The organism is Synergistaceae bacterium (assembly GCA_031267575.1).
GTDB lineage: Bacteria > Synergistota > Synergistia > Synergistales > Aminobacteriaceae > JAIRYN01.
On sequence record JAIRYN010000026.1, the window covers coordinates 36,689 to 55,088 of the forward strand.

At 53.4% G+C, this 18,400-nt stretch carries 15 protein-coding genes; 6 read left to right on the top strand and 9 right to left on the bottom strand.

The genetic code is table 11. The features are described from left to right. Window positions 1-66: 66 nt before the first annotated feature. Window positions 67-1,386 (bottom strand): hypothetical protein, encoded by a 1,320-nt coding sequence (locus LBJ36_03515; protein MDR1378099.1) that lies wholly within the window; start codon window positions 1,384-1,386, stop codon window positions 67-69. A gap of 180 nt (window positions 1,387-1,566) precedes the next feature. Here LBJ36_03515 and glmS point away from each other — a divergent pair, with 180 nt between their 5' ends. Continuing rightward, entirely contained in the window at window positions 1,567-3,402 is a 1,836-nt protein-coding gene (glmS, locus tag LBJ36_03520) for a glutamine--fructose-6-phosphate transaminase (isomerizing) (GenBank protein ID MDR1378100.1), read from the top strand. A gap of 207 nt (window positions 3,403-3,609) precedes the next feature. Here the strand turns inward: glmS and LBJ36_03525 are convergent, their stop codons facing one another. From LBJ36_03525 to LBJ36_03560, 8 genes are all read right to left on the bottom strand, one after another. Further along, a complete protein-coding gene (locus LBJ36_03525; GenBank protein MDR1378101.1) occupies window positions 3,610-4,116 on the bottom strand; it encodes a TIGR04002 family protein in 507 nt (168 codons plus the stop codon). A 74-nt stretch (window positions 4,117-4,190) separates the two neighbouring features. Further along, on the bottom strand, window positions 4,191-5,882 hold the full coding sequence (locus LBJ36_03530; GenBank protein ID MDR1378102.1) for a response regulator: 1,692 nt from the start codon (window positions 5,880-5,882) through the stop codon (window positions 4,191-4,193). A gap of 90 nt (window positions 5,883-5,972) precedes the next feature. Next, a complete protein-coding gene (locus tag LBJ36_03535; protein MDR1378103.1) occupies window positions 5,973-7,160 on the bottom strand; it encodes an FIST C-terminal domain-containing protein in 1,188 nt (395 codons plus the stop codon). A gap of 701 nt (window positions 7,161-7,861) precedes the next feature. Next, window positions 7,862-9,049: an ABC transporter permease gene (locus LBJ36_03540; protein MDR1378104.1), complete on the bottom strand. Its 1,188-nt coding sequence runs from the start codon at window positions 9,047-9,049 to the stop codon at window positions 7,862-7,864. Beyond that, on the bottom strand, window positions 9,046-10,011 hold the full coding sequence (locus tag LBJ36_03545) for an ABC transporter permease (GenBank protein MDR1378105.1): 966 nt from the start codon (window positions 10,009-10,011) through the stop codon (window positions 9,046-9,048). The genes LBJ36_03540 and LBJ36_03545 overlap by 4 nt, the downstream gene beginning before the upstream one ends. Beyond that, window positions 10,008-11,768, bottom strand: coding sequence for an ABC transporter substrate-binding protein (locus tag LBJ36_03550; GenBank protein MDR1378106.1), 1,761 nt, complete (start codon window positions 11,766-11,768; stop codon window positions 10,008-10,010). Before LBJ36_03550 ends, LBJ36_03545 begins: the two co-directional genes overlap by 4 nt. Before the next feature lie 134 nt (window positions 11,769-11,902). After that, complete coding sequence (gene gpt, locus LBJ36_03555; protein ID MDR1378107.1) at window positions 11,903-12,385, bottom strand: xanthine phosphoribosyltransferase; 483 nt, start codon at window positions 12,383-12,385, stop codon at window positions 11,903-11,905. A 33-nt stretch (window positions 12,386-12,418) separates the two neighbouring features. Beyond that, on the bottom strand, window positions 12,419-13,819 hold the full coding sequence (locus LBJ36_03560; protein ID MDR1378108.1) for a class II D-tagatose-bisphosphate aldolase, non-catalytic subunit: 1,401 nt from the start codon (window positions 13,817-13,819) through the stop codon (window positions 12,419-12,421). A gap of 299 nt (window positions 13,820-14,118) precedes the next feature. Between LBJ36_03560 and LBJ36_03565 the strand changes: the two genes are divergently transcribed. From LBJ36_03565 to LBJ36_03585, 5 genes are all read left to right on the top strand, one after another. Beyond that, on the top strand, window positions 14,119-15,717 hold the full coding sequence (locus LBJ36_03565; protein MDR1378109.1) for a mannitol dehydrogenase family protein: 1,599 nt from the start codon (window positions 14,119-14,121) through the stop codon (window positions 15,715-15,717). 454 nt (window positions 15,718-16,171) lie between these two features. Then, window positions 16,172-17,281, top strand: coding sequence for a hypothetical protein (locus LBJ36_03570; protein MDR1378110.1), 1,110 nt, complete (start codon window positions 16,172-16,174; stop codon window positions 17,279-17,281). Beyond that, window positions 17,278-17,556, top strand: a complete 279-nt coding sequence (locus tag LBJ36_03575) for an EscU/YscU/HrcU family type III secretion system export apparatus switch protein (GenBank protein ID MDR1378111.1) — start codon at window positions 17,278-17,280, stop codon at window positions 17,554-17,556. Before LBJ36_03570 ends, LBJ36_03575 begins: the two co-directional genes overlap by 4 nt. After that, window positions 17,553-17,948, top strand: coding sequence for a YraN family protein (locus tag LBJ36_03580; protein ID MDR1378112.1), 396 nt, complete (start codon window positions 17,553-17,555; stop codon window positions 17,946-17,948). The genes LBJ36_03575 and LBJ36_03580 overlap by 4 nt, the downstream gene beginning before the upstream one ends. 46 nt (window positions 17,949-17,994) lie before the next feature. Then, on the top strand, window positions 17,995-18,381 hold the full coding sequence (locus LBJ36_03585; protein MDR1378113.1) for a hypothetical protein: 387 nt from the start codon (window positions 17,995-17,997) through the stop codon (window positions 18,379-18,381). Window positions 18,382-18,400: the final 19 nt, after the last annotated feature.

An 18,400-nucleotide genomic window follows, 5' to 3' on the forward strand; every position in this document is an offset into this window, starting at 1 on the left:
CCCCCGTCTTACGATAACTCATGAATGATTCACATACGGAGTATAGCGCAAAACCGTTTGAAAACATCAACGGTTGCCAATAATGCCTCCACGGCCAGGATCGGGAACGAAAGTGGAGTCGCCCTCCGCGCCAACAATCATCCCGACTTTATAAGCGCCGTTAACTCCGCCAAAGTTTCGACTGTCGACAAAACTTCCGTTGGAGAGATGCCCAATGACGCCGCCCACGGCTTCCCCTCCTCGAACCGTGCCTTTGTTATTGCTATGGTCCACAGCGCCGAACGTCATTTCGCCTACTACACCACCCACGTTGATCACTCCCACCACCGCCGCGTCGGCGGTGCAGCTTACGACGACACCTCCACCGGCCAATTCGCCGACAATACCCCCAATATGCGCTCTGCCCTGGACAAATCCCAAGGTACCGCATCCATGTAGCTCTCCTCCCCCGATACGGCCCGCGACACCGCCGATGTTCCCGATTCCTGTCACCTGCCCGTCAAAGGTCGACTTGTCGGCGCCGCCACTCTCGATGATATTGCCGATAAGACCGCCTACGTTATGCTCTCCCTTAACTAGCAAGTTTTTTCCATAGCAAGCCACAATATCACCGGCGAGGATACTCCCCACAGCTCCTCCTACGTCCAGAGCGCCGATCACTCGCCCCGATATGACTCCTACACGTATTCTCGCCTGGTCTATCGTGCCGGCCAGTCCTCCAACGGCGTTCCTCCCTTCGACCTGCCCTAAAAAATCACAATTCTGCAATCCGCCTCCCAGCAAGCTGCCCACAAGACCGCCCACTGAGGAAGTTCCCTTCACCGAACCGGAAACCGAGCAGTCGGTCGCGACGGAGTTTCTCATAAACGCCGCGATGCCTCCCACGCTACCCCCCGAAAGGTCCACATGCTGTAGGTTGATACGGTTCACAGTAGCTCCGTCGATCACGCCGAACAACCCCATCAACGGCCGTTCGCCCCGAAGGTTCCAGATGATATACCCCCCGCCATCGAAGATACCTTTAAAGGGGTTACTCCTGCCCCTGTCGGAAAAACCGATGGGAAACCACGGAGCCCCTTCCAGGTCGATGTCGGTTCCCAGTCGAATATACTTGCCCGCGTAAGAGTTGCCTCCGCTCACCGAGTTCGAGAAGGCGGCAAGTTGCGCCGCGGTACTGATCAGATAGGGGCTTTTTTGAGTTCCCGCTCCACTTGCGAAGATCGGCGGAGTTTTGGACGCGGTGGAACGTTGGCCGTTGCTAGGAACGCGTTTCCTTATGACCCTTCCGGTTGCGGCGTCGCTTTCCGACGAGAAAGAAATCACGAAAAGCCCAGCCAGGAAGATCACGAAAAAAATAGCAGTAAACGTTCTATTGTGTTTGCTCATAAGTGTACACGCTCCTTAAAAAACAAATGTACTTATTTCATTCCCTATTTTTATTTCCCTTTTTCATTTTTATCTTACCAAATAAACCGCTAAATGAAGCGTCTCCATGACTGAGAAAATCTTAGGGAAGAAAACCTGTATAATCTTCTCAGCATTGAATTATAATAAGGGGTGAGCTTTTTGTGTGGAATCATGGGCTACATCGGTCCCAGAGACGCCGCCGAGATCGTTCTTAAGGGACTGGAGTGTTTGGAATACCGAGGATATGACTCCGCGGGGATCGCGTTGGCCGAAGGACATAAGATCGGTATATCCAAGTGCGTGGGCAGCGTGGCGAATCTGAGGACCCAACTGGAAAAAAACGTCTTAAGCGGAAAGATGGGTATAGGTCATACTCGCTGGGCGACTCATGGGGGTGTGACGCGGGAGAACGCGCATCCTCATGTGGATGCCGACGGCAGGGTGGTTTTGATCCATAATGGTATTGTGGAGAACTTTCACGAATTAGGCGAAGAGCTGGTAAAACAAGGTGCCCACTTCACCTCCGAAACAGACACGGAAATAGTCGCTTTTCTGATTTCGAGCCTTTACAAAGACGATCCGCTTCTTGTGATACGAGAAGCCTGTGCTCGTTTGAGGGGCTCCTTCGCTTTCGTCATTCTTTTCGCTGACGTGGCGGACCGCTATTACTGCGTCCGCAAAGGACCGCCTCTGGTGCTGGGAACCGCTGAAGGCGAGACTTTTTGCGCCTCGGACGTCACTGCCCTGCTACCTTATACCCACAACATTCTTTTTATGGAAGACGGTGAAATAGCGGAGCTGTCCGCGAAAGGCATCTCCCTTTATGGCTTCGACGGAGTCCAACGGAAAGCGCGCCTACACACCATCGATTGGGACGCGTCAATGACGTCCAAGGGAATGTACCCCCACTTCATGCTCAAGGAAATCGAGGAACAGGGCAATGTTTTGCGGCACACCCTGTCGGGGCGCATCGACAGCGGAAGCGGAAGGGGCATTGATCTTCAGGCGGAGTTTCCGTTCACAGACGAGGACGCCCGGAAGTTTTGCCGTATCCATTTCGTGGCCTGCGGGACCTCCTGCCATGCCGCGGCGGTGGCGGGGCGCTTGGCGGACAAATACACGGGCATGGACGTGCGGGTAGAGGCGGCGTCGGAATATCGCTACGGCAGCGTTGTCTGCAACGAACAGACTCTGGCGGTCTTTGTCTCCCAATCCGGAGAAACGGCGGACACTTTGGCGGCCGCCCGACAGGCTCGAACGAAGGGCGCACGTTGCCTTGCTGTCACCAATATGGTCAACTCCTCGCTGGCCCGAGAGGTAGGATCAGTGCTGGAACTGCGGGCAGGACCGGAGATCGGCGTCGCTGCGACGAAGACCTTCATTGGGCAATTAGCGGCACTGACGCTTTTGGCCCTTTGGATCGGCAAACAAAAAGGCCGCATCGGCCGAGAGGACGAGTCGCGTTTGGCCGAGGAGCTGGTGCGCTTGCCGCTGAAACTCGAAAAAATTCTGGGGCAGGGCAAGGAGATCAGGGAGATGGCCGAGCGCTACAAAGACATGGCGGGCTTCCTCTTTATTGGCAGAGGAGCCTCCAACGCTATCGGCATGGAGGGCGCGTTGAAGCTCAAAGAGATCTCCTATGTTCACGCCGAGGCCCATGCGGCAGGAGAGATGAAGCATGGCCCCATCGCCATTCTGGATGTGAAGCTGCCGGTGGTGGCCATCGTTCCCAAGGACGACCTGTACGAAAAAACCCTGTCCAACATCCAAGAGGCCCGCGCTCGCAAGGCGCCCATCATCGCGATCGCATCTCAAGGGGACGAGGATATACTCCGGTTCTCCAACGATTGTTTTTTTATTCCTGAGACGGAAAACGAGCTAACGCCGCTCTTGACGGTAGTACCCTTGCAGTTGTTCGCGTACCACTTGGCGTCGATTTTAGGACGAGAGATTGATCGTCCTAGAAACCTGGCCAAAAGCGTCACGGTAGAATGATGGAGATAATAATGATGGATATGATATAGACGTAATGATGGATTTAGCAAGGTAATCGGTAACCGTTTATAGGTTTGTAGGTTTATAGACTTGTAGGTTTATAGACTTGTAGAGACGCGCGGTAGTGCGTCTCTACAGGCGTCACCAATCGATCATCCGATCATCAAGTCAAAGTTAAGTTAAAGTCAAGGCAAAGTCAAATCAAAGTCAAATCAAATGGAGGCGACTCTTGAGGTTGGCTCGGTCCATTTGGGAGGCAACGCAGAAATAGAGGAATGCGCTGCCGGCAGACTGAAGCGCGTTGTATGGCAGAGAAACGAGCGGAACGGAAGCGCTACCTGTCAAAATCCACTCGGCAACATAGTATCCCCCCATTGTGATGGGAAACGCCGCAACCAGCGCTACCACATTCCAGGCGCACAGCAGTTTTGTGGCGCGGTTGGTGAAAGGCAGAGCTAATCCCATTTTAATCACCAGGGTAAACGGCGCCCACAGGGCAAAACCGGACAACACGTCCGCCAAAGCACCTCCGAGCCCGCCCGCCGCCATTGCCCAGCGCTTAGGGAGCAACGCCGCCGCCAAATAAATGACCGTATCGCCGACGTGAATATATCCCCCGCTTCCAATCGGAATACGCGGCAGATAGGCGGTAGCGACGAGAATTAAAGCCGTAAATAGTCCGGCTAGGGCAAAATGAGAAAGATTCTTTTGCATCGTTGCGAAACACTCCTTACTGTGTACGATGGCATGACTAGTTCCCAATTACCAATTCGTAATATTACTCCAGTTTAAAGATAGTGCCTAAGCTTCGCGATGACTTCCTCCGCGTCGATGGGTTTTCCTAAATGATCGTTCATACCGGCGACCCGGCAGCGTTCGATGTCCTCGCGGAAAACGTTCGCGGTCATGGCAATGATAGGAATCAAGTCCGCTTCCGGCAGTCCTGAGTCCCGAATCCTTTTTGTCGCCTCGTACCCATCCATACGGGGCATCTGGACATCCATCAAGATCAATTCGTAATTTCCCGGCCGAGCGATGAATTTTTCGACAGCCTCCATGCCGTCGAAGGCAAAATCAATCTCGATACCCGTGTGTCCGATCAGAGCCTGCACAATTTCCCGATTGATGATCACGTCCTCCGCGATCAAGACGCGTTTGCCGCAGAAAATGTCGTCGTTGTCAACATCCATGTCATAGTTTTCTTCTCCCTGAAAATCGTCGCCGTCGATCTTCATTTCTGCGCCTCTTTTCGCCTTTATCTCGAAGATGAAAGAAGCGCCCTTACCCAGTTCGGACTCGATCCAGATACGTCCGCTCATCATTTCGACAATGCGCTTGGAAATAGCAAGCCCTAAACCCGTCCCGCCGAACTTGCGGGAGATGCTACCGTCGGCCTGCTCGAAGGAGGTAAAGAGCCTTTGTTGCTGTTCTTCCGATATGCCGATACCCGTGTCTTTGATCTCGACGTAGAGACTGCATACCTCCTCTTCCTCCGCGATCTTTCGGGCCAACAGAGCGACGGAGCCGTGTTCCGGCGTGAACTTGACGGCATTTCCCAGAAGGTTCGTGATCACCTGAGCCAGGCGCTGCTCGTCTGAAACGATGTTCACGGGAATGTTGTCGCTTACATCCACAGATAGGCTCTGTCCCTTTTCCTCCACCCGAAAGCGGATGACGTTGGTGACCCGTTCGATCATTTTCCTGAAGTTGAACTCTTCGATCGACAGATCGAACTTGTTCGCCTCGATTTTGGACATATCCAAGATATCGTTGATGACACCCAAAAGGTGTGTGGATGCCTCGCTGATCTTATCTAGGCAGTATTCCTTCCGCTCGGCCTGGTTCGAGGCCTTGGCGATGGAGGTCATGCCGATAATGGCGTTCATGGGCGTGCGAATCTCGTGGCTCATCCGGGAGAGAAATTCCGATTTCGCGCGGGTGGACTGCTCAGCCAGCTCTCTGGCGCGTTCGGCGTCGCGTCTCGCCTGGGAGATTTCGGTGGTATCATAGAAAAAAAGCATCACTCCCTCTGTCGTACCGTCTTCTTCCAACATCGATGTCACTTGCGCGAGATAATGGCGAACATTTCCCAACCCCCCGAAGTCAATATCGCACTCGATCTCGGTGAAGCGTTTAGCGCCCAGGCTGGCTTGGAAAATCTCGTCTATACGTTGTAGCAATCCCTCTTCGACGAGAGAGGTTAGCAGCTCCCGGTAGGACTTTCCTCGAATCATACCGAAAGCCGAGGTCCCAGTGCTCCGCAGGTACGAGTCGCTGGTAAAGACAATATGACCTTCCCGATCGAAGAGCATAATCGCGTCCAGGCAGTTGGCGAGCAACAAATTCATATATTTTTCCAGCCGGGATTTCTCTGCCGAGACGATTTTACTCAGGTTATCCTTCGTCTCGGCGCTGATTCTATTACGTTCGTTGATGCTTTGCTGATATTTAAATTCTCGCGCCAATTTTTTGTTTTCCAAACGCAGTTTTTTATTTTCTTCGCTCAGCGCTCTCAATATCTCTGCGTTATTCGAGGGTTCTGGAAGAGGCGCGGGTTTCTCATGCACGACTTAAAAGACGCAACCCACAAAAGTATCGTTGTGGTTACGGTTAGCGGTCACAGATATCCCTTTCTCCCTGGAGTAGACCGGGCAAAGTTCACCCCCCGAATAGGTGAACTGGTAGGGAATGTCGGTGTCCTTCAAAAGCTCCTGTACTTTTTCGATTTCGGCCATAGGTTGGTAGCCCAGGGAAAAGTAACGCCCGACGCAGGAGAACATCAAAATGCCTCGGACTTCTTCGAGGCCAATGGCTGAAACCAGGGTCTCTGCGGTGGTCGTGAGCACTTCCTCCGCGTTGATGGATCCCACGGATAGGATAGCCCCCACCGGAATGTTTCCCCCGCAAACGGCGTAACCCTCCGGCGTGTTCGCGAACATCGCCAGCACAATAGGCGTCGTGCCGTCGTTATAGTCCACGATAAACGGGAAGGAGTTGATGCCCACAATGGTTCCGTCTTTGTTGCGGGTAATACCGATACTTTGTAGATATTCGACCACGGGCTTGCCGTTGATCGTTTGAAGCTGGTTACCCTGGGCGGCCGTGACAAGACCTTTCTCTCTAGAGACTTTTTCGTTTGAGATAGATCCCGTGATAAACCGGGGATGGATATTTCCTGAAAGGAGAACGAAGGTGTAGCGGTCGAGGTAGGCTTCTCCGTTGCAGATAATTTGTGACTCGTGGTAATCGCTGTTGTGGTCCACCGCCAGCATCCCGAAGTTTGGGACTCCCCCCGAAATTTCGGTGAAGGAGTTAGCGAAGAAATCACCTCCCACGTTCATGAGCAGAGGGGCGTAGCTGAGCATCAATACGGGCTTCTCGGCAAGTTTTGCCGCGGCGGTCTCGTATGCCCGGCGCAGAGGAGCGGGGTCTTCCGAGGGGATAGGATCGGTTAGGCCCACGGAGAAATAAACGTCGTCGCTGGAGATCAGCATCAAGGTTAAAAGAATCGTGCTGGAGGACCTCGGAACGGCATTACCCAAGGTGGTGGAGCCCACGACCTCGAAGGGCAACGCTTCGCATATCCTTTTTACCGCTTCAGACTCGATGAAATCGGCGTAACAAGTGAGGAGACCTACCGTGTTTTTGAGCAGTTTCCCCTCAAGTTTCCCATCGATGTCCAGTTGCTCCATTATCTCGGAAACTGCCTCTGCCGCGTCGTCAACTTCGCTGGTGTGCGCAGTCCATATTTTGATCACTTAGGATCTCCTCCTTTCAAAAGATTAAAAGGTCCCCACTTCGCAGGAGTATCAATCGTATTTTAAACCCACTTTCCGGTTTCTACCAAGTTTAAATCGATGATTTCTCACTGTTGAAAGGCCTGTATCTAGATATCTCTCTCTTTTTGAGCTTTTCGAGTATGGCGGTACCGGTATGTTGTTCGGCTGAGATTTCCTCTTGTTAGGCATGCTTTGGATTGTTAGGCATGCTTTAGATTGTTAGGCATGCTTTGGATTGTTAGGCATGCTTTGGATTGTTAGGCATGCTTTAGATTGTTAGGCATGCTTTAGATTGTTAGGCATGTTCGGGGGTTTCACCTTATAGCTCGCTCCTACGTTAGGCATGCCAAAAACAAGGCCAAGAGACGTCCCTTGGCCTTGTTCTACTGTTTTCCTGTTCTATGCTCAGTCAATCCAACGTTTGCTTATTGCGTCGGCTGGCGCCTTTAACCTTTATTTTTCTAACCTTTATTTTTCTCAGCTTTACGATAAAACGATGCGAGATGCGGGGCGGAACACGACCGGGATATCAATCGGGATATCAAGGCGGCTATAAATATTCTCAGAGTGGGGGCATCCACTCTTAAAAGAGAAGATGTCAGACCGGTTTCAGTCGGCTGTCTTTGTTGATCTTAGAATCCCACAACTTTAGTCGTGAGAGTATGTCAATTTTCTAAACTTTATTCTTCGCTTTTCTGGTTTTCCTGAGTGAGACGGGGGTCGGCGTGTTCTTCGAGTTTGCGGCCGATATCCATAAAGACGAGGCATATCAAGGAAATCCCCAACCCCGGCGGCAAGATCGTCCACCAAGCCCCGTTGGTGAAAGCCCCGAAAGTTTGAGCTTCATGGAGCATCCGGCCCCAAGAGGGCAGTCGAGGGTCTGAGAGTCCCAGAAAGGCTAGTCCCGCCTCGGCCAGGATTGCCCCTGGAACCCCTAAGGCCATGTTGGCCAGCAATAAGGGGAGCGCTTCGGGGACCAGGTGGCGAAAAAGAATGTAATCACGTTTCGCCCCCAAGGCGCGCAATCCCTCCACCCACGGGGCGTCCCGCAAGGACAGCGTCATGGCCCGCACCGTCCGAGCCGTTCCCATCCACGAGAAAACGGAGAGAATCACCACTAGGTTCCAAAGCCCCTTGCCCCACATCCCCGCGAAGATCATCAAAATCGGCAGGGTCGGAATGGACAAAAGCACGTCCACCGAACGCATGATCAGTGTGTCGGTCAAGCCTCCCGCATAGCCCGAGAGCAACCCCAGAGAAAGACCCAGAAGCGTCGCGATCAAGGTCGCCGTAATCCCCACGATCAAGGACACTCGTATCCCTCGCAAGAAAAGCGCGGCAACATCCCGCCCCCGCTGGTCTGTGCCCAGCCACCCCCATCGCCCGCCCTCGATTTTCAAGGCCACATCTCCACTGCCCACCAGCGAGAGTGTATATTCTCCATCTGAGGGGAACAGCACCGAGGACATATCATCGAAGGGCTTCAACCCCAGGGCTTTTTTGAAAGAGATATCGCGAGCGTCCAAGTCCAGTTCTCCCGGAACATCGGTCAGCAGAAACTCGTTTGTGGGCGTCTTCCACCGGACGGTTCCCTCGTCCAGGCGCCCAGTCAGAGCCACCCGCAAAGGCGCGGCGTGGTTCCAGGCCAAGGGCGCCTCAGCTGCGCCGCCGGAGACTTGCAGAGTGAGCGTGATCGTGGGGGCGATGGAGCAGTCCAGCCATTTCGGCTTGGAATAGGGAGGCGCCTGAACACCTTCCCTCAAGCCGAAAAGTTCAGGGCCCACGATAGCCAAAAACGCCAGTAAAACGAGACATACCGTACTCCATGTACTCCATGTACTCCGTTGACGCTTTACATGGCGCCTCATTTCGCGCTCACCCGCCTCACTCGCGGATCGATCAAGACGTAAATTAGGTCGGCCAAAAGATTGCAACACACAGTCAAAAGCGCCAGAAGGTAAAAGGCCGCACCGGCTGAGGGATAGTCGTGGGAGTTTGTGGCCTCCAGCAAAAAGCGCCCCGCCCCGTTGAGGGAGAAAACGGTTTCCGTAATCACGGCGCCGCTGACTACGCTGGGCAGTGAGAGCAGAAAGATCGTCAGTACTGGCGGTAGGATGGAACGGAAGGCGTGGTTCCACACCACCCTACTATAAGGCAGACCCCGGGCTCGGGCTATCAAGATGTAGTCCTCGCCCAGCGCCTTCACCATCATGTTACGGATGTAAAGCGCCCATCCTCCGAAGCTCATAATCACCAGTGAAAAAAGGGGTAAAGCCAGGTGCCACAGATAGTCGAGCACCGCGGCCGGCCCTTCCGGAGGCGGAATAGAGGTCGTTCCCCGCAGGGGAAAGATCGGCCAAGCATAGGCGAAACACAAAAGCAACAAGAGCTGCACGAAAAACGAGGGAAACGAGAAGGAAACCGCGCCGCTCAGAAGCACCACTCGCTCCACCTTGGACCCCCGTTTTAAAGCGGCCTGCATACCTAGCCACAGCCCCAACAGCGCTGACAACAACAGCGCCGGAAGCAGTAGCGCCACGGTATTGGGAACTCGGTTCTTCAATTCCTCCCACACGGGCTGACCCGTCATCATGGACAAGCCGAACCGGAAAAAGAGCATCTCCTGGATGTAGACTACGAACTGTTCGGCCAAGGGCTTATTCAGGCCCCATTGAGCAGCCAGTTGCTGTTTAGCCTCAGGCGAGAAACGAGGATCCACGATGCTCGTCAAGGGGTCTCCGGGCATAACGCGGAAAAGAAAAAAATTGAGCGCCAACACCACAGCCAGAACCACCAAAGAGCCACAAACGCGTTTGGCCAAGGCGCTCATGGGATAGCCTCTCCCTTCGGGGCGGGTTCAGGATCAGATTTAGGTTTAAACAACATATAATGCTCGTTGCGAGTCATGTGCACATATTCTCCCGTTCGGGACTCCCGAAAGATGAAGGGTCCCGTGCCGACCAGCTCGGTCAGGATCGTGCCGTTCAGGTCCTCGTGAGGGCGGTTTGTGGGTTGCCAGGCTCGCCAGTCCGAGACCGTCTCTAGAATATGTTTGGGAAGAATCAGCATTCCTCCGATGTTGTGCAGGTGCCAGTAACTCGTGTTCGCCATAACCACCCGCACCGTCCGCCTTTCAACATCGAACTCCATCGACTCGACGTCCTTCACGTTATCATAAAAACGTGGAACATTATGCTCCTTAATGTACTGGAGAGAAAAGGTCACGTCCTCCGCGGTCAGGAGACGGCCATCTTGCCATTTTAGGCCGGGGCGCAGGGTGAAGTTCAAAACTGTCCTGCCTTGTTCTTGAGTGATATCCCAGCTTTCGGCCAGCCAGGGTAGGTCCTCAAAGGTGTAGGGGTTCGTGGAGAGCAACGTATCATAAACCGTGCCCAGTACTGTCCAATCGTAGGCGGTGGAGGACACCAGCGGGTTCAAGGTCCGTATTTCCTCCGGGATATTCCAGTAGATGGGACGCTCTCTGCCTTCCTTGGGGGTCATGGAGATAAGGGTCAACAAATTGTCCGAGTTGGAGCGGTCGGTAGTGAACACTCCCTTCCAGTCGTTACGCGTGGCCGAGATGGAGTAGCGGCTGTAGATGGGAATGACCGGAAGCAGGTCCGACAAAAGCTCCTGAGCACGGGAAGCGAGGGATCGAGCGGCAGGTTCGTCGGGGGCATAACGCAGGTCCCACAGCGCTTGATCCAGTTCGGGGTCCGCGATGCCGCTCATGTTGTAACCTCCTTCCACGTCCATAGACGAATGGTAAAAGGAATAGAGGATGTCGGGATCGCGACTCATAGACCAAGCGTTGGTGCAGGCGTCAAAATCGCGCGCATCCACCCGAGCCAACATGGTTTGGAAGTCGATGGGCTCCGCTTCCACGGGCATTCCTATGGAGACTAGCACCTCGGCGGCCAGTTGGGCGATCTCCGCCGTGGTCGCCGCCACAGACGAGGGTGGGCAAAGAATTTTCGTGGGAGGCACGGAGCGACCGTCAGGTGCCACCAACCACCCGAATCGATTCCAAGTCCATCCGGCGTTGGCCAAGTGTTGGCGAGCCGACTCCACACCGCGTGGCAGTTTTTTTGTGAGTTCGGCGAGTTCGATAGGCTTGTAATAAGGAGAGATGGGGGGTAGAAAGCTCGTCAGGGGTTCGCAGTATCCAGAGAACAAGTCCCGGGTCCATTCTTTACGATCTACTACTTGGGCGGCCGCCTGACGGAGCGTCACTTGATCCCAGGGAAACTTGCGGACATTGAGGGTGATGAAAAAACCATGAAAGCTGGAGGCCAAGGACAAGTCGGCCATCCCCGATTCTCCCAGGCGTTTGATGTCCGCGGGGCGATAGAGGTCCGAGAGCACGTCCAGTTTTCCCGTTTCCATAGCTAGAAGCTGCGCGTCCATGTCCCGTGTAATCACGTAATACAGGTCCCGCATTTTTGGCCCCTCGAAGGCGAATAGATCGAAGGACGCACATGGAGAAACATCAAGAGCGTCTGACTCCGACGCGAAAGCTATTGAAAAAATCAACACAGAGAGAAAGAAAGAGAGAAAGAAAAGGAAACACGCGTATCGACGTTTCAAAAATCAATTGCCTCCTTGTCGTTCAGGTATCGCCACAACAACGTCGGGTAGTCCATGTAGTCCATGTAATCCATGTAATCCATGAACTGGCTGAACACCAACGCCTTCTGGCCCCTCTTTTCCCCAGCACGGCATCATTCCTCCACCAAAGGTCTACTGTAAGTGTATTCCGCGTCCCAGGGAAAAAGGATCCATGTGTCTTGGGTGACCTCCATAACGTGGGTGTCGACGAAAGGGCGACCCTCCGGTTTGGAGTAGACCGTGGCGAAGTAGGCCTCGGGCAGAAGGCCGCGCACGATGCGCGCGGTTTTGCCTGTGTCCACCAGGTCGTCGATGATGAGCCAGTTCCGGCCTCCATTTTCGGATTGGATTTCTTTGAGAACGCTGGCCTCTCCCTGGGTTCTTAGCGTGTAGCTGGAAACACAGACCGTGTCCACGAGCTTGATATTGAGTTCTCGCGCGATAATCGCCGCGGGGATCAACCCTCCTCTCGCGATGCCCACAATACGTTCCCATTTGCCGGTAGCGTGGAGCCGCGTCGCCAGCACTTTGCAATCTTGATGAATTCTTTCCCACGAAATCGGATAAGTAATATGATAACGTTCTTCGGAACCCACTTTTTCAATCTCCTCCAATTTTTTTTATTTTTTTTATGAATATGGCTTCGCCGCCGTCGAGTAACCTCGCAGGCAATGACGCACACAGTCTTTCAGCACATTCCTTGGCGTGAGGGCTGCAGAGCCAGACCCCAAAAGCCCCCGGCGCGCTCTTTCAAAAGTACGCGGCAGATATTGACTGAGCAGAGGCAGAGGCAAACCTGTTCGTTCCAGGTTGCGGAGAAGCGTTTGCAAACTGAACTCGACTTCCGGCAGGGGGAGGTAATATCGCGCGCGGTCGAAGAAGCTGTAGCGCATTTGGAAACGTAACCTTTCCGGCCCATCCTCGCGCCGATAGTGGTTCCTCCAGTACCTGTCATCACGTAACATAGCCGCCTCCAGAGTCTCGGAAAAACGACTCAAGGAAAGATCTGAAAGCCCCGGGGTACCGTCGGCGATTAACTCCCGCTCTATCGCCTCGAGGGCGAAAAGTCCTTCTCTAAGGGCGAACGTGAGAGCTGGACCCACCTTTAAAATAGCGACTCCGTCCTCCACCAGCATCGCCAAAGCCTCAGGTGTCTGGTAATCGGTGGAATGTCCCTCGAAAACCAATGGCTGGCCGACCTCACTTAACGCGGCGCAAAGAGCCGCCGCGGCGTTTCTATCGTAATCAAAGATTTTATCGCCGGTAAACGCCATTCCAGGCTGCACGATGAAAGCGACAACTCTTTTCATCGCGTCCGCCAACCCTGCTGCCTCGAAGGCTCGCTGAAAGGCCGCGTATGAGGTAAGAAAAGCCAAAGGAGACGTAGAACAAATGGGACAAAGGGCGCTCCCTTCCCGTTGATCTTTTCTTATATTTTCTTGGTCGCCGCCAGAAGCGGGTACCTCGCTACCGACGACATAAACCGGCGGGGTGGAATCAGCGTCCTTCGGCAGACGGTAACGGCGAAAACTCTCTTCCGACGCGACACATAAACGAGCAGTACGTACAGCAATAACTTCATCTTCCAGATCGGGAGGATCATCCGCCAAACGCATACTCGCGTCCAAATGTATTTTTGTAAAACCGGCCGCTACATAAGCGGATACCAGTTCCTCTCCCAACCTCATAGCTTCCGCTTCGGGTTTGTCCTGCCACAGTAAAGGCCCCAAGTGGTCGCCCCCCAGAATAATTCTCTCTATAGGAAAACCACAATTTACGGCGATGCCTCGAATAAAGCGAATGAAGTCCTCCGGGGTCATTCCAGTATAGCCGCCCTGCTGGTTCACTTGATTGGAAGTTGTCTCAATCAGAACCGGGGCGCCCTCTTCCGCGGCATGGTCTAGAGTAGCTTCCAATACAAAAGAATTAGCGCTACAGACGGAGTAAACGCCGATTGTTTTCCCGATTTTTTCATTTTTTCCTTTTTCGCGTTTATGCAACATCCATGCAAAAACGTCATCGTCGCCCATTGATTGAACCTCTGAACCTCAACTGAACCTCAACGCGAGTATGATCCGAACCTCTCATAAGATTATCCCAAATGGTTCCTCGATCAAAAACCGATTTATTTTAACACAAATAATCAAGAAAATTTTCCTTCTTCTAGAGTAACGAACATTCTATTAGAGTAACGCACATTCTATAGGTTGCGTAATTTGAGCTGAATGGGTAAAGTGGTCTCAATATTCGGTGGAGTCAAGTTTTCGTTTTGTCATCGACCTGAAGTTCAAATGTTCAATTAAGTTAAGTATTCGAGGAGGAGAGAGTCATGCTGTATCTCAACAAGACTAACGCGGCCAAAAAGAAGGAATGGGAGGCGGCGGGGGTGAAAATGCCGAGCTACGACTACGTGAGCGTCGCGTCTCGGACAAGCCGGAGCCCGTGTTGGCTCCACTTTGGAGCGGGCAACATTTTTCGAGCGTACATCGCCCGTTTGCAACAGCGGCTGTTGAACGAAGGAAAAGTCGGTGTAGGTATCGTAGCGGCGGAGGGGTTCGATTACGAGATCCTCGAAAAGGTGTACTGGCCTCACGACAACCTAGCACTGGCCGCGGACCTGAGGGCGGACGGCGACATTCAGGTGGAATTGGTGGCCTCCATCGCGGAGACGATTCGGTCCGACGTCGGCTTGGAACGTCTTCGCGAGATCGCGAGATTTCCGAATCTTCAGATCATCAGTCTCTGCATTACCGAAAAGGGCTACGCTCTAACAGATATCAAGGGAGATTTGCTGGAATCCGCGCGTCAGGAGATGGATAGAGGCCCAGAGAGCGCCAAGCACATGATGTCTCTGACAGCGGCTTTGATGTTGGAGCGATTCAGAGCGGGAGGAGCTCCTGTGGCGCTTCTCAGCCTGGACAACTGTAGCCACAACGGAGAAAAACTGCGGAACTCGGTGTTGAGCGTGGCCCGAGCCTGGGAAGTCAAAGGTTTTGTGGACAAGAATTTTATCGCGTACCTAGAGGACGAAAGCCGGGTCGCTTTCCCCTGGAGCATGATCGACAAGATTACGCCACGTCCTTCCGAGGCGGTACAGGACTATCTGAAGAAAAAGGGCATCGGGGGTATGAACCTTCTGGTCACGGACAAAGGCACCTTCGCCGCTCCCTTCGTCAATGCTGAGATTCCCCAGTACCTGGTGGTAGAGGACAAGTTCCCCGGAGGCCGGCCGCCTCTGGAGGACGCAGGGGTCTATTTCGCGGACAGAAAAACCGTGAACGCCGTGGAACGCATGAAGGTCACTGTCTGCCTCAATCCCCTGCACACAGCTCTGGCGATTTGCGGATGCCTGTTGGGCTATTCGTCCATCGCTTCCGAGATGAAGGATCCTCTTTTGAAGGCCTTGGTGGAGAGGATCGGCTACGATGAGGGAATGAAGGTCGTGGTGGATCCCGGCATCTTCAGCCCTCAGAAGTTCCTGCGCGAGGTGTTGGAGGATCGTTTTACCAACCCCTTCATACCCGATACCCCTCAGCGCATCGCCACCGACACGAGTCAGAAGGTTCCCATCCGTTACGGTGAGACAATTAAAGCCTATATGGCGGCCAACTTGGACACGGGAAACCTGAAGGGTATTTCTGTGGTGATCGCGGCCTGGTTCCGGTATCTATTGGGCATAGACGACAATTTACATCTCATGGAGATCAGCGGTGATCCCATGTTGCCGGTTCTACGGGAAGGTCTGAAGGGCATTCGAGTAGGTGATCCGGAAAGCTATAGTGGACAATTACGCCCCTTCCTATCCAACGCTACCCTATTTGCCGTAAACTTATATCAAGCAGGTATGGGAGAAAAGATCGAATCTCTTTTCGTTAAAATGTTGGCCGGGAAAAACGCCGTCCGAGAAACGCTGGAGACGGCTTTTTAGAAGAAGGGACCCCAACGGGGAACCCATTTGTCCCAATGTACCCAAAAACGCGACGAAGGCCGCTCATCCTTTTCTCCGGGAGAGTAGCCTTTATAACCTACTGAGCCGGGGGGTGACCTCCGGCTCTTGTTAGCTGTCAAAGTAAAGACCATATTCGCTTAAGGAAAACGGTTATAATCGTATGGAAAAAGAATAGAAGTTAAAGAATAGAAAAAGAATGAAATTAAGGATGGAAGAAGGATGGAAGAAGGGGTGAACAGTTATGGAGGAGCGTCGTGGCTATGAGGCAGAAAAAATATGAGGTCGAGAAAAATGGAAAGATCCGGCCCTCTTTGCGTATTCTGCCGACCTTTATGTGGTAGACGTTCCTCTGGCGGAAAAACATAAAAAACGCTTAGTCTCGTTACATTGCTTTTCAAAACTGGAAATTTTAAAAGCGGAAAGGTCGTAAACGATGGCGCAAATACCGAACCTCAACGTGCAAGTCAACCAAAATCAGATCAACCAAAACCAAATAAACTCCCAAGTGGCACAAACTTCCCAGGGACGCCCGATACAACTGCCCCTAGCTGGAATACGATCGGGAACTTTGGTTGAAGGGCAAGTTCTAGCGCAGAACGCCGACGGAACCTACAACGTCCGCATCAACGCTCAGGGCGGCCAACCGGCTCAGACCCTTCTGGCGCGTGCTACAGTGGATTTGATTGTCGGGGAACATTTTCGAGCCGTGTGGGATTCCTCCGGCGGAGAGAAAATTCCCGTGTTGCGGCTTTCTCAAAGCGAACTCTCGTTTTTGGCCAAACTACCCCTGGCCGACCGGGAGCTGGCAACCGCGCTCCTCGCCCGAGGAATGCCCCTTTCCGACGAGGTCCTGCTCTCGGTGCGGGAGTCCTGGCGACGCATGGGTGGAGACCCTGAGCAAGTGGCGCCCTTGCTGGAGCTTTGGGCGCGAGACCTGCCGATGACGTCGGGCAACGTTCAGGTGCTTTCGTGGTACATGGGGTTGAATGGGGATGAGACCAACGCCCTTTGGGGCCGTATCCGCAAGGAATTGAAGGAGCGGTCCCGCAAAGGAGAGGACCCCGTGGCGATTTTACGTGGACTGAAAGAAGACGAAGGACACGGGGAAAATAAGGAAATAGCGGCGTTTTTGAAAGGCCACTCCCTCCTACTGCGCGCTCCTAGGGAAGATGTGGATCCTTCTCTCCTGAACGCGCCTCTCTGGCCCGTTCAGGAGGGTTTGGAGCATCTCTCGGCCCGGGTTTTCGTCGGACGCGTTCACGAACAAAAAAAACGGAGATATTGGCAGATGGGTTTCGGTGTGGAAGGGACGCGGCTGGGCCTTATCGGCGGCGATGTCGAGAGCGACGGGCGCTCGTATAACTTGAATCTCTACGCAGAGCGGCAGGCTACTTGCGAACTTCTGAAGCACAAACGTCACTCTATTCGTAAAGAATTGGAAGGAGTGCCTTTGGCTCTGCAATTCATCGGTATATCCCAGATCATCAGCGGTGGGCTGCGCCGACAGCTTTTGTCCGGGCGAGGACTGGATATCACCGTATGAAACAACGAGTCCCTCTAGAACACAAAAAAGCTGCGGCCTTGAAGTACGATAAACAGGACACCGCTCCCGTAGTCACGGCCAAGGGGGAGGGTTTTTTGGCGCGGCGCATCGTGGAAATCGCCCAAGCTGCCGACGTGCCCATCGTCGAGGACGCGGCGCTGGTGTCCGCTCTATTGTCCCTGGAGCTGGGGCAGGAGATTCCCGTGGAACTCTACGAGGCCGTGGCCCGGATCCTTTCCTGGATATATCGGCTGGAAAAGGGAGAACAGGCGTGACTGCCGCCGCGAGGCATTTGGAGCTGGGCAAACGCGCCGAGGACCTGGCGTTGACCCATGTCGAAAAGCTGGGCTGGCGGGTGTTGTCCCGCAATTTTTCCTGCAAGCTGGGAGAATTGGACGTGGTTGCCGTGGATCGGGAGGAAAACGAGCTGGTAGTGGTGGAGGTGCGTTACCGCACCTTCGGGGAAATCCAATCTCCGGAGGATTCCATCGGACCCAAGAAGCTGCGAACCCTGGTGAACGTCGGGTGCGTCTACGTCAACGACATCGAATGGACGGGTCCTTGGCGCATCGACCTGATCGGTATCACAGCATCTCCCCACGAGCCGGAGGTCTGCTGGCGAATTGAACACCTCAAAGACATCACCGGAGGCGAGTACCCGGTTTGAAGGTGTTAAACAAAAATACTTGACAGAAAAGAAGGCTGAAAATATAATGCTCTGCGTTGGCAAAAACGTCGATGAGGGCGAGTTTACCCTTACCGGCCGAAAAAGAGAGAAAAGGAAAGGGAAAATAAAAGAGAACGGCGACGACAGGCTGAGCTTGGACTTTCGGGTTCGTGTGAACTCCCTTTATGATTTTTACGCCCCCCTTTTGACCCAACGACAGAGAGACATTTATGAGATGCGTTGTTTTTTGGATCTGTCGCTGGCGGAAATCGCCGAGGCCTTGGGGGTCACGCGTCAGGCCGTCCATATTCTGGTGAATAGGATAGAAGAAAGGCTTCTGATCCTGGAGGAAACCTTGGGTTTCGCGACCCAGGTGGAGCGTCTTGAAAGCAGAATCGAGGAACTCGAAGCCAGGGAAATAAAGATAAAATAAAGATAAAAAAGATAAAATC

Coding starts and splice junctions, on each gene's coding strand:
- LBJ36_03515 (MDR1378099.1), bottom strand. CDS start 1,386: ATGAGCAAACACAATAGAACGTTTACTGCTATTTTTTTCGTGATCTTC.
- LBJ36_03525 (MDR1378101.1), bottom strand. CDS start 4,116: ATGCAAAAGAATCTTTCTCATTTTGCCCTAGCCGGACTATTTACGGCT.
- LBJ36_03540 (MDR1378104.1), bottom strand. CDS start 9,049: ATGAGGCGCCATGTAAAGCGTCAACGGAGTACATGGAGTACATGGAGT.
- LBJ36_03545 (MDR1378105.1), bottom strand. CDS start 10,011: ATGAGCGCCTTGGCCAAACGCGTTTGTGGCTCTTTGGTGGTTCTGGCT.
- LBJ36_03560 (MDR1378108.1), bottom strand. CDS start 13,819: ATGGGCGACGATGACGTTTTTGCATGGATGTTGCATAAACGCGAAAAA.
- LBJ36_03565 (MDR1378109.1), top strand. CDS start 14,119: ATGCTGTATCTCAACAAGACTAACGCGGCCAAAAAGAAGGAATGGGAG.
- LBJ36_03570 (MDR1378110.1), top strand. CDS start 16,172: ATGGCGCAAATACCGAACCTCAACGTGCAAGTCAACCAAAATCAGATC.
- LBJ36_03575 (MDR1378111.1), top strand. CDS start 17,278: ATGAAACAACGAGTCCCTCTAGAACACAAAAAAGCTGCGGCCTTGAAG.
- LBJ36_03585 (MDR1378113.1), top strand. CDS start 17,995: ATGCTCTGCGTTGGCAAAAACGTCGATGAGGGCGAGTTTACCCTTACC.